Genomic DNA, 14359 nt, shown 5'->3' with positions numbered 1-14359 from the left:
TAATAGGTAAAAAATGAGAAATTTTTTTTTCATTAGGAATTAGCAACTATTTTTAAAGCGCCTTTGAAAGAATAGGTCCTTTCAATTTTCACATTTATAATAAGGAGAATCAGTATATGCGCTCTACCAAAAATATTATCCTTCATCCCTTAGCTGTGATCCTTTTTTTCTCACTGTCTTTGCTGGGGTGTGGAAAAAGACATGTTGGTGCACTCAACGGTATGAATGGCGCTTCTTTGAATAATACAGGCTTTAATCAAGCAATGCCAGGTTCGGGACAGGAATTTACTGTTAATGTTGGAGATCGTGTTTTCTTTAGTCTCGATTCTTCTTCAATTGAGCCTGATGCTGAACGTGTTTTAATGCGTCAGGCAGAATGGTTACTTCGTTATCCTTATTATTCTATTATGATTGAAGGTCATGCGGATGAACGTGGTACGCGCGAATATAATTTGGCACTGGGACAGCGTCGTGCTGTTGCTGTGCGTAACTATCTGATTTCTCTTGGTGTGTCTGCGCAACGCATTCAAACAATTTCTTACGGAAAAGAAAGACCTGTAGCAGTGTGTGATGATATTTCCTGTTGGAACCAAAATCGACGTGCTGTTACAACTCTTAATAACGTGAACGGTAATTAAAAAAACAAATGTTTATCTAAACTATTATATTGACTCTTGAGGGGAGGAAATCATGTGGATGTATCTTAAACAAAATTGGAAAACTGCCTTTTGTATGGCAGTTCTCATAGCCTGTTCAGCTTCATCTGTTCAGAGTGGAGCGCGGTGGTTCTCTCAATATTCTACAGATGACTCGACTTCTGATGTAGCGAATAAGGTGGCAGAAAAAGCTGTTGATGCGGTGAAAAAGGTTGATTCTGATACTGTGGGAAAAGCTGCTGATGTGGTGAACAAGGCTGGTACTGATGCTGCGAATAAGGCTGCCGATGTGGTGAACAAGGCTGGTTTTGGCGCTGCGGAGAAAGCTGCTGATGCAGTGAACAAGGCTGGTTCTGATGCTGCCGATAAAGCTGCTGATGCAGTGAACAAGGCTGGCGCTGATGCTGCGGAGAAAGCTGCTGATGCAGTGAACAAGGCTGGCGCTGATGCTGCCGATAAAGCTGCTGATGCAGTGAACAAGGCTGGTTTTGGCGCTGCGGAGAAAGCTGTTGATGCGGTGAAGAAGGCTGGTGCTGATGCTGCGAATAAGGCTGCTGATGCAGTGAACAAGGCTGGTGCTGATGCTGCGGAGAAAGCTGTTGATGCGGTGAATAAGGCTGGTGCTGATGCTGCGGAGAAAGCTGTTGATGTGGTGAATAAGGCTGGTTCTGAAGCTGCCGATAAAGCTGCTGATGTGGTGAATAAGGCTGGTTCTGATGCTGCGGAGAAAGCTGTTGATGCGGTGAATAAGGCTGGTGCTGATGCTGCGGAGAAAGCTGTTGATGTGGTGAACAAGGCTGGTGCTGATGCTGCCGATAAAGCTGTTGATGTGGTGAACAAGGCTGGTGCTGATGCTGCGGGTAAGGCTGCTGATGCGGTGAACAAGGCTGGTGCTGATGCTGCGAATAAGGCTGCTGATGTGGTGAACAAGGCTGGTGCTGATGCTGCGGATAAGGCTGCTGATGCGGTGAACAAGGCTGGTGCTGATGCTGCGGGTAAGGCTGCTGATGCGGTGAACAAGGCTGGTGCTGAAGCTGCCGATAAAGCTGTTGATGCGGTGAACAAGGCTGGTGCTGATGCTGCGGGTAAGGCTGCTGATGCGGTGAACAAGGCTGGTGCTGAGGCGGCGGATAAGGCTGCTGATGCGGTGAACAAGGCTGGTGCTGAGGCGGCGGATAAGGCTGCTGATGCGGTGAACAAGGCTGGTGCTGATGCTGCGAATAAGGCTGCTGATGCGGTGAACAAGGCTGGTGCTGATGCTGCGAATAAGGCTGTTGATGCGGTAAATAAGGCTGGTTCTGAAGCGGCGGATAAAGCTTCCGATGTGACAGGTGCGGCTCCGTCTTTTCAGGGGATGCTTCAAAGTCGGGAGTTTATTTTAGAAAATCAGAGAACTCTGTTTAAAGATTATGATTTGGATAAACTTTTGCATGATATACGTACGGTGCTTGAGCAAAATGATTTGAAAAATGTGCAAAAGCAATTCCACCAACTTTTTGATAAAAAAGACTCTTCTGTTTATTCTTGTGCTTTTGAAAGTGCTTCTTTGGATGAAAATTTACAGACTGTAAAGGAAGGAACGGTTCAGGAACAGAGTACGAAAGATGGTCAGAGCAGTGTTACCAATGTGGAAAGCCATGATCATAAAAGTCGTTTGCACGAAATGGACGAGCGCTTACAAAAAACTGCTGAACATTTTAAAGAAGCACATAAAGATGTGGAGAAAACAGGGCACAGTCTGAAGGAAGTGCATAAGCACTTGGAGAAGGTACATGAAGAAAGCGTTCGTGACGAATCGCATCAGGGTCAAGATTCCTCTCTTCTTGCTTCTAAAGTGTTGTATAAAAAAGGTTATAATTTTATTGCTTCTGCCAACTATGTCGATGCTGAAAAAACCTTTTGCACTTTTCAACATCACTATAAAAAAGATCCCTTGAGTGATGATGCTTTGTTTTGGTTAGCAGAAGCTTTGTTGGGACAAAAGCGTTATCATGAAGCGGCACAAGTTTATCTTAATGCATGGTATACAGATAAAAAGGAACTTTATACTTCTGAGATTTTATTGAAATTAGCAATGAGTATGGTTTCTCTCGATCAAAACAAAGAGACTTGTGCGCTTTTTGCGAAAAGACAAAAACGTCATAAAACGTTAGAGTCTGTTTTTTGTAAACCTCTAAAAAGGGGCGGAGTCGTTCGCAGTGGGCGTTAGACTAGCAGGAAATCTCTTTAAAACATCGGATTTTATCCAGTGTAAGAAGTTGATCCTTGCGGTCTCAGGAGGGAGTGATTCTCTGGCTTTGCTGTTTTTGGTCAAAGACCATTTAAAAACTCTCTCTGCTCCTCCGGAAATGATTGCTGTTACCGTTGATCATCAATTGCGTAAAGAATCAGCTCGTGAAGCAGAAAATGTTGCACAAATTTGTCGCGCCCATCACATTAAACATATCGTTGTGCGGTGGGAAGGTCAAAAGCCAAAGACGCATATTGCTTCAAGTGCTCGTGTTGCTCGCTATAATCTCTTGTTTAAAGAAGCACAAAAACAAGGTGCAACGCTTATTATGACGGGGCATACGCTCAATGATCAGGTTGAAACCTATCAAATGCGCTCCCAACGTCTCCAAAAAAGTATAAATGCTTTGCAACGTGGGGCTTTAGGGGGTATGCATGATGGGGGGTATGCGAGAGAGCCTGTGGATGCTTTGCAACGCGAAGCTTTAATGGGCGTGGATAATGGGGTTTATTTTACAGAAACTGAAAAAAATATTGCGCAAAAAAACTCTGTTCTTGCCGAAAAAAGCTATGGGTTGATGTATGCACGTGGTTTATCTTGTATTCCCCGCGAAGCGTTGTTGCATCGGAAAATACGCTTGATTCGTCCGCTCCTTAGTGTAGAGCGTAAAACATTGCGCGCCTATTTGCGTTTCAAGGGAAAAACATGGATTGATGATCCAACCAATGAAGATTGCAATTTTGAGCGCGTGCGTGTGCGTCAATCCCTTCACCAAAAAAAGCTTGCCGATATTGTCCAAAATGTTCGTGAAGCTGCATTTCAACGTCGACAACAGGCACAAATTATTGCCGATTTGATCTTGGCTTTGGATATCATGGTTGAATATGGACGGTGTTTTATTGCAAAGCCTGCGCCATTCTTACAGCAGCATCCAGGTTTTCCCTTTGTTGTTGGGCTCTTTGCTGTGTTGATGGGAGGGGGGGGATATTTGCTTTCTTTGCAAAAATTGATCAATCTTATCTCAAAATTGTGTTTCCATTCATCAGAAACGCGGCGCTTTACTTATGCTGGATCTGTTATTGAATATAATAGGGATGGGATTGCTCTTTGGCGCGAAGCTCGAAATATGAAAGAGGCGATTGTTGAACCAGGGAAAACTTGTTTATGGGACGGGCGCTATCAGATTACGAACCATGGAGCCGATGCCATAAAGGTTGGTGCAGCGGGTTTGGAACAGCTGAAATCCTTATTCCACAACAGTCACTTTCATTTTAAAAATCCCCATTTTCCCTCTTTGCAATCGCTGCTCATGATCTCAAATGACAAAGGATATGATATTCCAGAGCTGACTTATCAGGCTGTTTCTCATTCTCACAAAAATATTAGTATAAAACGGATTATGGCTCCTTTCGATTGGCTTTCCTCACACGAAGATGCTGCTCTGGTGGATGTTGTGGAACCTTTTTTTAATATTGAGGTGAAAAGATAAAGAAAAATCACTCTAAAAGACAATAAACTTCCTCTCATATCTTGGCAAGGGACCGACAAGGTTATATGTTAGGGAGAAATATTAACAATCTGTATTTGATTAAGTGTGGGCTGAATATGAATTCCAATTACCGCTCTCTCCTTATTTGGGGAGTTATTGCTTTGATTTTGATTGTGTCATTTTCCTTCTTTAATGGCGATAGCCAGCGTTCTGGAGGTGGAGAAGTCTCTTATTCTGAATTTTTGCAAAAAGTTGAGAATAATGAGCTGAAATCTGTGACCATTCAAGGTCAAAAGTTAACAGGACAAACCACTGAGCACAGAGTTATTTCAACTTATGCTCCACGAGATCCAGGTTTGATACAAAAATTGGAAAGCAGAAATGTGAATGTTAAAGCTATTCCTGAAAGCTCCGGCAATAGTATCTTCCTCAATCTCCTCTTTTCTTTGCTGCCTGTTATTATCATCGTTGGGGCGTGGGTTTTCTTTATGCGACAAATGCAAAATGGATCACGCGGCGCAATGGGATTTGGTAAATCAAAAGCAAAATTGCTTAATGAAGCACAGGGGCGTGTTACCTTTCAGGATGTTGCTGGTGTTGAAGAAGCAAAGCAAGACCTACAGGAAATTGTCGAATTTTTACGTGAACCACAAAAATTTCAACGCCTAGGGGGGCGTATTCCACGGGGCGTTTTGCTGGTGGGGCCTCCAGGAACTGGTAAAACTTTGCTTGCGCGCTCTGTTGCTGGAGAAGCCAATGTGCCGTTCTTTACTATTTCAGGCTCCGATTTTGTCGAAATGTTTGTTGGTGTTGGGGCAAGCCGCGTGCGCGATATGTTTGAGCAGGCGAAAAAAAATGCGCCCTGTATTATCTTTATTGATGAAATCGATGCTGTTGGTCGCCATCGTGGTGCTGGACTGGGAGGTGGAAACGATGAGCGTGAGCAGACCTTAAATCAGTTGCTTGTCGAAATGGATGGGTTTGAGCCCAATGAAAGTATCATTCTTATTGCCGCAACTAACCGTCCTGATGTGCTCGACCCTGCTCTGTTAAGACCAGGGCGGTTTGATCGGCAAGTTGTCGTACCAAACCCCGATGTTGCTGGGCGTGAGCAAATCTTGAAGGTGCATGTGCGTAATGTACCTTTAGCGCCTAATGTTGATTTGAAAGTTTTGGCAAGAGGAACACCAGGATTTTCCGGTGCTGATTTGATGAATCTTGTCAATGAAGCCGCTCTCATGGCTGCTAGCCGCAATAAAAGAGTTGTGACTATGCAAGAGTTTGAAGATGCAAAAGATAAGGTGATGATGGGGGCTGAACGTCGTTCAACTGCCATGACACAAGAAGAAAAAGAACTTACCGCTTATCACGAAGCAGGGCATGCTATTGTGGCTCTCAATGTTCCTGTTGCTGACCCTGTTCATAAAGCAACAATTGTGCCAAGGGGAAGAGCTTTGGGAATGGTGATGCAATTGCCGGAAGGTGATCGCTATTCCATGAGTTATCGGTGGATGATTTCTCGTCTGGCCATCATGATGGGCGGGCGTGTGGCCGAAGAATTGAAATTTGGAAAGGAAAATATCACATCTGGTGCTTCGTCCGATATCGAACAGGCGACAAAATTAGCACGTGCGATGATCACACGATGGGGGTTTTCTGATCTTCTTGGTAATGTTGCTTATGGCGATAATCAGGATGAAGTCTTTTTAGGCCATTCCGTTGCACGAACACAAAATGTTTCTGAGGAAACTGCACGCATGATTGATGCTGAAGTGCGCAAACTCATTGATGATGCTTATAAAAATGCTACCAAAATTTTGAAAACAAAAAGACAAGAATGGTTCGCTCTTGCGCAAGGTTTATTGGAATATGAAACTTTAACTGGGGCTGAAATTAACGAAGTTATTGCGGGAAAGCCTCCTTCACGAACACAAAAAGATGAAGGTGCTTCTGTGCGTACTTCCTCTGTACCTAAAACTGGAGCAATGAAGGTTGAGGCTCATATAAAAACGGGTGATAAAACAGATGTTGGTAAAGCGGATGCTGATAAAACAGCTTCCGGTAAAGGAGAGGTGCGAAAAGCAGAGGAAAAAGTTGGAAAACAAACAACAAAATCCACTGATGTTGAATTTAAAGGAGCGCAATCTCATGGAGCTGAGAAAAAAGCGCCAAGCGCAAAAAATACCGACAAAGCAGTAAGTCACCCTAAAAATAAAGCCGGTGTTGGAAAAAAGTCAAATGCTATGGAACGTGATAAAGGAAAAAAAGAGCCTTCTGACAAGACTTGAGTAACTATGTTTCGAGAAAGATTTTAAGCAAGTTTTTTTGAAAGAGGCGCGAGCAAGGCTTGCGCCTTTGGAGCAATTTAGGGGGAATGTGTGAGCGGAGGTGTTTGTGGCTGCAGAGCTTTGCGGATGAGGGAGATGCGATGTTGGGTGGTAGTGGAACGGTTGTTTTTTGTCAGAACCTAGCTATCTTGTGGTTTTGTTGAGAAGGGGATTGTATGTGTAAGGCATGTGAGAGGGAATGCTTGATGCATGGGATGGAGAAGCATCATTGGTAAAGTCGGTGTGGTTGTTGGTGGAAACAGAGATTTGTTTTCAATGGTGGGTTTAGTGGATTCTTTTAGGAGACGCGTTGAGAGGGTAGATTTGGAAGGCGTGATTGGTTGAAGGTCTGAAAGAATGAAGGGATGCAAATGATCTGCTACCATTGGAGTCTTTTACGATACCAAGATTCTATTTTATCAGTATCGCAAGAGAAGAAGTGTATATAAAGGAAAAGAGGGATGGCACAAAAATATTTTGGTACAGATGGAATTCGGGGTAAAGCCAATGTTTTTCCCATGACACCAGATTTTGCCATGAAAGTGGGTATGGCTGTAGGGATTTTTTTTCGCTCACAGCATCAAACGCGCCGTGTGGTGATTGGTAAGGATACGCGTTTATCGAGTTATATGTTAGAAAATGCTTTGGTTTCAGGTTTTACTGCTGCGGGCATGGAAGCTTTTTTGTTGGGACCTGTGCCAACACCCGCTGTTGCTATGCTTTGTCGCTCATTACGTGCTGATCTTGGGGTGATGATTTCTGCTTCACATAATCCCTTCTATGATAATGGAATTAAACTTTTTGGTCCCGATGGTTTTAAGCTTTCCGATGATATAGAAAAGAAAATTGAACAATTAATTGATACAGATCTTTCAAAATCCTTAGCGAGTGGTTCAGAAATTGGATACGTAAAACGGGTTGAGGGCGATATTTATCGTTATATCGAATATGCCAAGCGGACTTTGCCTCGGGATGTGCGTTTGGATTCTTTGCGTATTGTTGTGGATTGCGCCAATGGTGCTGCTTATAAAGCTGCTCCACGCGCTTTGTGGGAATTGGGAGCCGAGGTATTTGCTATTCATGATACGCCAAATGGTACCAATATTAATCGAAAATGTGGCTCAACCGATTTGACCTCTTTAAAACAAAAAGTTCATGAAGTGCGTGCTGATGTGGGGATTGCTCTCGATGGGGATGGAGATCGTGTTCTCATTGTTGATGAAAAAGCGCAAACCATTGATGGGGATCAGTTGATTGCTGTTATAGCGGAACATTGGCATAAAACAGGGCGGTTACAGTGTAATGGTGTTGTCACAACCATTATGTCAAATCTGGGATTTGAACGCTTCTTAAACAGCAAAGGGCTGGATCTTGTTCGGACAAATGTTGGGGATCGCTATGTGGTCGATGCGATGCGTCAAAAAGGATATAATGTCGGTGGTGAGGTTTCTGGGCATATTGTGCTCAGTGATTTTGGTACAACTGGAGATGGATTGGTGGCTGCTTTACAGATTTTAGCTTGTATGCAGGAAAGTCAAAGTCCTATGAGCCAATTGTGTAAGCGGTTTGAGCCTGTGCCACAAATTTTAAAAAATGTAACGATTAAAAACAAAAATATATTGAAAAATAATTCGGTTGAAACGGCAATAGATCAAGCAACGCAGCGTTTGGGGAAAGAAGCGCGATTGGTAATCCGTGCTTCTGGGACTGAGCCAGTCATTCGCATTATGGCGGAAGGCGATGATCAAGAAGTTTTAAATGTTGTTGTGACAGAGATGATCAATGTACTCACGCATCATGATGCCCTTTCAAAAGTGAGCACTTCTCAGCAGTTTGGCTTTTGATAGTTGTTGCGTCGTTGAAGAATAGTTCAGATGCCTTGGAATACATGATCGCTTAAATGCGTCGAATATTCTCATGATGCTTTTATTACGTACACAACGATAAAAGCATTTTATTGTTCCTATAAGGGTAAAAGGAATGATGCCGGTTTTGTTGTTCACTCTTTGGTTTTAGGGGGGTAATTCTTAAAAGTGAACGTGGCTACAACATTAGCGGATGGGAAATAAAAAGGGTGTTTTCTTTCAGATGAAAGAAAACACCACAGGGGGTTAGAAGTGCAGCATTGCATATCCTACTTTAAAAAGCGGTCTTTTTTATCTTTTTTCCACAGGAAATAAGTTGCAAGTCCAAGCACTGGAACGCTCAATTTGGCAAAAGGAAGATGTTTGCTGAGAAGCTCAATGCTGGAAAGCGTCGCATCTGTCATAAGTTGATGGCGTTGTTCTTCCGACTTCTTTTGTTGTTCGTAGTGTTGGTAAGTTTTAACAACACGGCCAATCAAAACACCCAAGCCTGCAACAAAAAGCCAAACGAAAAACATTGTGCTGGCTGCTGCAAGAGGCTTCATGATTGAACATAATGCAAGAAAGCCTATCATACATAAAAAGAGCAATGACATGAACAATGAGATGCTTATAATCCCACAGCAGATTGCTTGAAGGCGGACCTGCTTGACGGTGCTTTTTAATCCTCCACCGGCAAGATGGTTTAAAAGAGGAACGATAAACTTATGCATTGCTTAACGACGCAATAATTGAGCAAGAATAAAACCAACACCTGCTGCAAATAGAATGCTTTTGCCAGGGTTTTTACGAACACATTGGTTCATAGTTTGTTCAAGATCGCCGATTTTTTCTTTTGCTTGAGACATCATATCTTCACCGCTTTCTTTCGCGGAATGATATAGTTTTTCGGCTTTATCTTTCGCTGTGCTTAACTTGTTTGCTCCAAGATCTGTTAGTGTTGAGGTTATTCCTGAAATTTCACCGCGTAACTTCTCTAACTGTCCTTGTAGATCTTTCGTTTTATTATTCTCTGGTGTTTTATTGTTTGCCATGATGCTCTTTCCCTCTCTGATTCATCATTACTCAGTATTTGTGTGTTCATAGTGATCATTTGCATTGGAGTAAAAATTTTCACTGCTTTTGTAACGCCAAATGTTTTTTTAAGTTCCATCTCTTGGTCAATTTAAAAGCATTTTGCATAAAATAAATTTTCTCTGTGAAGAATATGACGAAAAACCCCTTGGGCCGTGCCAGTTTTATGCTTATGAAAAAATCCGTCAGCACTATCGTATTGTTTGTCAGATTTCAATATTGCTCCCCATTTTGTATGAGGGGTGTGTGCTCTGTTGTCTTTTTCTAGTAGGTGTTATCCGTATGTGGGGGGCTTGTGATGGGAAAGAAAACGGTTTCTTATGATTTTGAGGAAGAGGGGGGAAAAATATTCTTATTTTTGATGTACGCATGTATAGGATATTTTATCAATTCTTTTTATAAATCAAATTTTTGAACGTAATGCGCATCTTGTTTGTTAAGTCTTGTGGTACGATACATTTGTTGGAATGTGTATAGAAAAAAATTTCTTAAAAATCCCTCTTGAAAGAGACGTTCCATGAAATAAAACTACACTTGATTTATCAAGTTTTATTTCTTAAGACAAATACAGAGTGAGATTAAGAGGGATATGGCATTGTAGAAAAGTGATGCTACGGGGGCTAATGGCACAGCTGTAAGATTAAAATAGAAAACTACAACCGTGTGAGACAGAAATGGAATCTGAGACAGTACCCTTAGAGAGCATGTCTGCTGTGTTTGCAGCACATGACTTTTCCCCTTTTTCTATGTTTATGGCGGCTGATTTTGTTGTGAAAGCTGTTATCGTTCTTTTGTTGCTTGCTTCTCTTGCTTCTTGGACAATTGCTTTTGTCAAAATCGTTGAGATTACTTTGGCAAAACGACGCGCGCGTTACGAACTGCAATTGACTCTTCGTGCTCAAACCCTCACGCGTTTGGCTGCTAGCTTAAAAGAAAGTAAAGGGGCTGGTGTGTTCTTTCTCAAAGAACTTCTTAAAGAAGTGTATCTTTCTACACAACAGGTTCATTTTGTTGGGAATGAGGAAATCGGTGGAGCTGCTGGTGAAAGAGGCAATGCAAAACAAGAGATGCAAAAGGGGACACAAACCATTGCTGATGAATATCCCCTCTTTTATGAGGAGGTTGATCGCTATGAGGAGGTTACGCGCGATATGAATGAAGGCGTAAAGGAGAGGGTCCATTCGCTTTTGTCACGCTGCTTGTTAGCTGCTACGCGTCGTGTTGCATGTGGGAGCGCTGTTCTTGCAACGATTGGTGCAGTTGCTCCCTTTGTTGGTCTTTTTGCAACCGTTTGGGGAATTATGAATTCTTTTATCGGTATTGCACAGTCTCAAACAACGCGGCTCGATGTGGTTGCTCCTGGAATTGCTGAAGCTTTGCTTGCAACGGCTATTGGGCTTTTTGTAGCCATTCCCGCCGTTGTTATGTATAATAGCCTTATGCGTGCTCTGAGTAGTTATCGCAATGATTTGGGCGATATTGCCGCTGCACTTGAAAGGCTCTTGAGCCGTGAGCTCGATAGACACAGAAAACAGAAAAGTCATAAAAAATGAAAGCAGGCTTTAATGATCATTGGGAGACAGATGAGGGTGGGTTGCACCACGAGATCAATGTAACCCCTTTTATTGATGTTGTTCTAGTCTTGCTTATTGTTTTTATGGTGGCTGCTCCTTTGGCAACATCTGTTATTCCAGTGCAACTTCCTTCCATCACCCAAGCACCCCCTGTGGTTCAACCTGATCAGCCTCTTTATGTGACTTTGCAAAAAGATCGTTCTCTTTATGTTGGTGATAATCTTGTCAACCAAACGGTGTTTACTGAAGCTTTGCTTAAAGAAACGAACCAAAATTTAGAGACAAAAATTTTGATCAAAGCCGATAGTGAAATTGATTATGGGGCTGTCGTTGATTTGCTCAATCAAATACGAGCTGCTGGATACACTAAAGTCGGTCTTATGGGGTTGCAAAAGTCTTCCAGTGGCACGGCAAAAAGTACAGAAAGTGATAGAACAACAAATCCTACAGATGCAGAAAGTGTGAACGTTACTGGTAATGTGGGGGCGGCGTCGATAAGCGACGTGGTAAACGCGAATACTTCCCTAGGGGGAACTGTTTCCCCTATAGAGTAAAATAAACTGTCGATAGAGAGTGGTGCTTTGCCATTTATTTTTGCTCTCATTCTATTTTGTTGTGCTTAATTTTCCCTGTTCTTCGCTCTTTTGGTACCTCGATCTCCCCGCATTGCTTTAGATATTTTTATCTTGTTCAAGAGTGCAAACATTTTCCTTGAATGATCGGTGCGACAATCGTTTACACACTGCGCCATACCCTGTTTAAGGGGAAAGTTTTTTGCCTCAATTGAGGAAGAAGTACCTTTCGCACCCAGATAATTGCACGCAATTGTTCTAGGGGTGTTTAAACATGTGGTGGTGTGTTTTAAAGTGAGATTGAAGCGCAAACATATTTGAGCTTCAAAACTAGGCAAAAGATGAAATCTGTTAAGCGTGCTCTGTTCACGTGCAAGGATGTCCATTCCTTTTGTGCAATGCACTGTTTAGGTCTGTCCTGTTGAGCCAAAGCCCCCTGTGCCACGACTTCCCGTGCTGCTTTGGGAGTTGTCTTGTTGATCTGGTTCAATTTCGCAAACATCCACTTGGGTAACCGGTGCTATGACTGTTTGTGCAATGCGCATGCCGCGTGTAATGGAGAAGTTTTCTTGCCCTAAATTGATGAGAAGAACTTTGACTTCACCACGGTAATCGCTGTCAATTGTTCCAGGGGTGTTTAGGCATGTGATGCCATGCTTTAAGGCTAAACCAGAGCGTGGACGTATTTGTGCTTCAAACCCAGGAGACAAGTGAAAGACAAGACCTGTTGGAATAAGGGCGCGCTGTCCTGGAGCAAGAGTGAGTGTTTCTTCTTCCCCAACTGCTGCTCGTAGATCGAGACCAGCAGAACCCGCTGTGGCATAGTGGGGAAGTTCTAGACCTTGCCCATGTTCAAGGCGCTGGATTGATAAGGTTATCTTTTGTGCAAGATGAGGGGATGCATTCGACGAAGAGGGGCTCTTTGGGCTGTTCAGGTGCGTATAGGGCATGGTCAAAGCATCTCCAAAATATAAAAAACAAACACAACTCTAACAAAAGACCGCCTTTGAAACAAGCAGCTAAAGATCTCTGGAAGTGAGAGATTCCACAGCTTGTTTTGTATGGTAAATGCTTTTTTTCCATAGTGTTTGTTTTATATACTGCCAATGAAGATCCCCGTAGCGAAAACGAGAGCTCCACCAATGATAACTTGTAAGGATGCGCGCCAAAAAGGGGTCGACATAAATTTGTTTTGAATCCAGACTATCGCCCAGAGTTCGAAAAAGACAATAATAAATGCAATAACTGTTGCAACGTAAAAAGAATTAATCAAATAAGGAAGTGCGTGACCTAATCCGCCTAACGTTGTCATGACACCGCTGGCAATGCCTCTTTTCAATGGAGAACCGCGACCTGACAATTTGCCATCGTCATGGGCTGCTTCTGTGAAACCCATTGAAAGACCTGCTCCAATTGAAGCCGAGAGCCCTATCAAAAAAGTTTGATGCGTATCTCCCGTTGCAAAAGCTGCTGCAAAAATGGGCGCAAGGGTGGAAACAGAGCCATCCATTAAGCCTGCAAGACCAGGTTGAATCCACGTTAAAAGCATTTGTTGATGCGTTTTTGATGGCTTTTTCGGAGCTTGTTTTTTCACCGTTGCTGTGTGCGCATTTGTATTTGCAGCTATTGTATGCGCATTCGTGTTTGCAGCTATTGTTCCTGCATTTGCGTTGGGGGTTATCGTGCATGCATTTGCGCTGGAGTGCTTACTTGTTACAAGGGCAGGATGGTCGCACAATGAATCTACAGTCCTTGCACGATTGCTACAAGAAAGGCAAAGCAGCTGCTTATAATTTTCAAGCTCTTGCATGCCCATTTTTGCAAAAATTGCTGCTTGCTTAGAAGAATAAGGTTTGAGAGCCTTTGCGTACTTTAAATAAAGAGCCGCATGGTGTTCTTTTGCCTTGAGTGCTCGAATCATCATTTTTTGTGCTGAACGAAAGGACAGAGCTTTACGTTGTACAAATGAAAAAAACAATTTCAACATTTTCTGTTCCTTTGTACTTTAGAATAGTTCTAAGGATATAAGAACAAAAATGTGAAAGTCAATCTAAAATTTAAGAATTGGTAAAAGACAGGGGTGAGAAGAGAGGGGTATTGATGTGTCAAGCTGGTGTGTGAAGAAGGTACAAAAAACTGGTTACAAAAGAAAAAGGAAATAAGTTGGAAGAACACAGTATATGAAAAAAATGGGGAGATTATCTGGGCAACCGTGCCAGCGGATGAGAGGGGGGTGTGGAAAAAGGGGAGATGTGCTGCGCTTGGGGAGGGTACTGAGGGCTGGAGGAGATCTGCTGGGCTGGTGTGATGTGCGAAGGCTATGCTTTTTCAGAGCATTGTGAGAGATTTGTGTTGATGTTGAGATGAGAAGAAGAGCATGCGTTGTAATCAACTGCTTCTGTGCAAGAGTGGATGTCATTGCACACTGGTGCAATGGGTATCATCTTCTTTATGCTTATGAAGATGCAAGCGGGCGTCATCATGCTATATGCTATTCTCTATATTCTTTTTACTGGCACTTAACGTTGTTATTGCTTTTGCACACAAGTGGTTGGTTTGCGTGTAACCAATC

Annotated in this window: 12 protein-coding genes; 8 read left to right on the top strand and 4 right to left on the bottom strand. The window is 42.8% G+C overall.

Features of this window, described 5'->3' with window-relative positions; all coding sequences use genetic code 11:
* Positions 1–116: 116 nt before the first annotated feature.
* From pal to glmM, 6 genes are all read left to right on the top strand, one after another.
* Positions 117–638 (top strand): peptidoglycan-associated lipoprotein Pal, encoded by a 522-nt coding sequence (gene pal / locus J7R13_RS00565; protein ID WP_208437002.1) that lies wholly within the window; start codon positions 117–119, stop codon positions 636–638.
* 52 nt (positions 639–690) lie between these two features.
* Positions 691–2865: a tol-pal system YbgF family protein gene (locus J7R13_RS00560; protein WP_246786247.1), complete on the top strand. Its 2175-nt coding sequence runs from the start codon at positions 691–693 to the stop codon at positions 2863–2865.
* Positions 2855–4375 (top strand): tRNA lysidine(34) synthetase TilS, encoded by a 1521-nt coding sequence (tilS, locus tag J7R13_RS00555; RefSeq protein WP_208437001.1) that lies wholly within the window; start codon positions 2855–2857, stop codon positions 4373–4375. The genes J7R13_RS00560 and tilS overlap by 11 nt, the downstream gene beginning before the upstream one ends.
* Before the next feature lie 116 nt (positions 4376–4491).
* On the top strand, positions 4492–6663 hold the full coding sequence (gene ftsH, locus J7R13_RS00550) for an ATP-dependent zinc metalloprotease FtsH (protein ID WP_208437000.1): 2172 nt from the start codon (positions 4492–4494) through the stop codon (positions 6661–6663).
* 249 nt (positions 6664–6912) lie between these two features.
* A complete protein-coding gene (locus J7R13_RS09795; RefSeq protein WP_281432475.1) occupies positions 6913–7047 on the top strand; it encodes a hypothetical protein in 135 nt (44 codons plus the stop codon).
* 116 nt (positions 7048–7163) lie between these two features.
* Entirely contained in the window at positions 7164–8546 is a 1383-nt protein-coding gene (gene glmM / locus J7R13_RS00545) for a phosphoglucosamine mutase (RefSeq protein WP_208436999.1), read from the top strand.
* Positions 8547–8836: 290 nt separating this feature from the next.
* On the opposite strand, the gene J7R13_RS00540 is transcribed toward glmM, so the two are convergent.
* Together J7R13_RS00540 and J7R13_RS00535 are read right to left on the bottom strand one after the other, a co-directional pair.
* A complete protein-coding gene (locus tag J7R13_RS00540; RefSeq protein WP_208436998.1) occupies positions 8837–9280 on the bottom strand; it encodes a hypothetical protein in 444 nt (147 codons plus the stop codon).
* Positions 9281–9283: 3 nt separating this feature from the next.
* Positions 9284–9601, bottom strand: a complete 318-nt coding sequence (locus J7R13_RS00535) for an ElaB/YgaM/YqjD family protein (RefSeq protein ID WP_208436997.1) — start codon at positions 9599–9601, stop codon at positions 9284–9286.
* Between the two features lie 714 nt (positions 9602–10315).
* On the opposite strand from J7R13_RS00535, the gene J7R13_RS00530 reads away from it, so the two are divergent.
* Together J7R13_RS00530 and J7R13_RS00525 are read left to right on the top strand one after the other, a co-directional pair.
* A complete protein-coding gene (locus J7R13_RS00530; RefSeq protein WP_208436996.1) occupies positions 10316–11194 on the top strand; it encodes a MotA/TolQ/ExbB proton channel family protein in 879 nt (292 codons plus the stop codon).
* The gene (locus J7R13_RS00525; protein ID WP_208436995.1) at positions 11191–11769 is read left to right on the top strand and encodes a biopolymer transporter ExbD; all 579 of its coding nucleotides are present in this window, start codon (positions 11191–11193) and stop codon (positions 11767–11769) included. Before J7R13_RS00530 ends, J7R13_RS00525 begins: the two co-directional genes overlap by 4 nt.
* Before the next feature lie 425 nt (positions 11770–12194).
* Here the strand turns inward: J7R13_RS00525 and dut are convergent, their stop codons facing one another.
* Together dut and J7R13_RS00515 are read right to left on the bottom strand one after the other, a co-directional pair.
* Positions 12195–12737 (bottom strand): dUTP diphosphatase, encoded by a 543-nt coding sequence (dut, locus tag J7R13_RS00520; protein ID WP_208436994.1) that lies wholly within the window; start codon positions 12735–12737, stop codon positions 12195–12197.
* Between the two features lie 143 nt (positions 12738–12880).
* The gene (locus J7R13_RS00515; RefSeq protein WP_208436993.1) at positions 12881–13774 is read right to left on the bottom strand and encodes a VIT1/CCC1 transporter family protein; all 894 of its coding nucleotides are present in this window, start codon (positions 13772–13774) and stop codon (positions 12881–12883) included.
* Positions 13775–14359: the final 585 nt, after the last annotated feature.

Origin of the sequence: Bartonella taylorii 8TBB (genome assembly GCF_902825155.1) — a bacterium.
Lineage (GTDB): Bacteria > Pseudomonadota > Alphaproteobacteria > Rhizobiales > Rhizobiaceae > Bartonella > Bartonella taylorii_A.
Note: the sequence above shows the minus strand (reverse complement) of the source record. Positions and strands in the feature narration are given on the sequence as shown.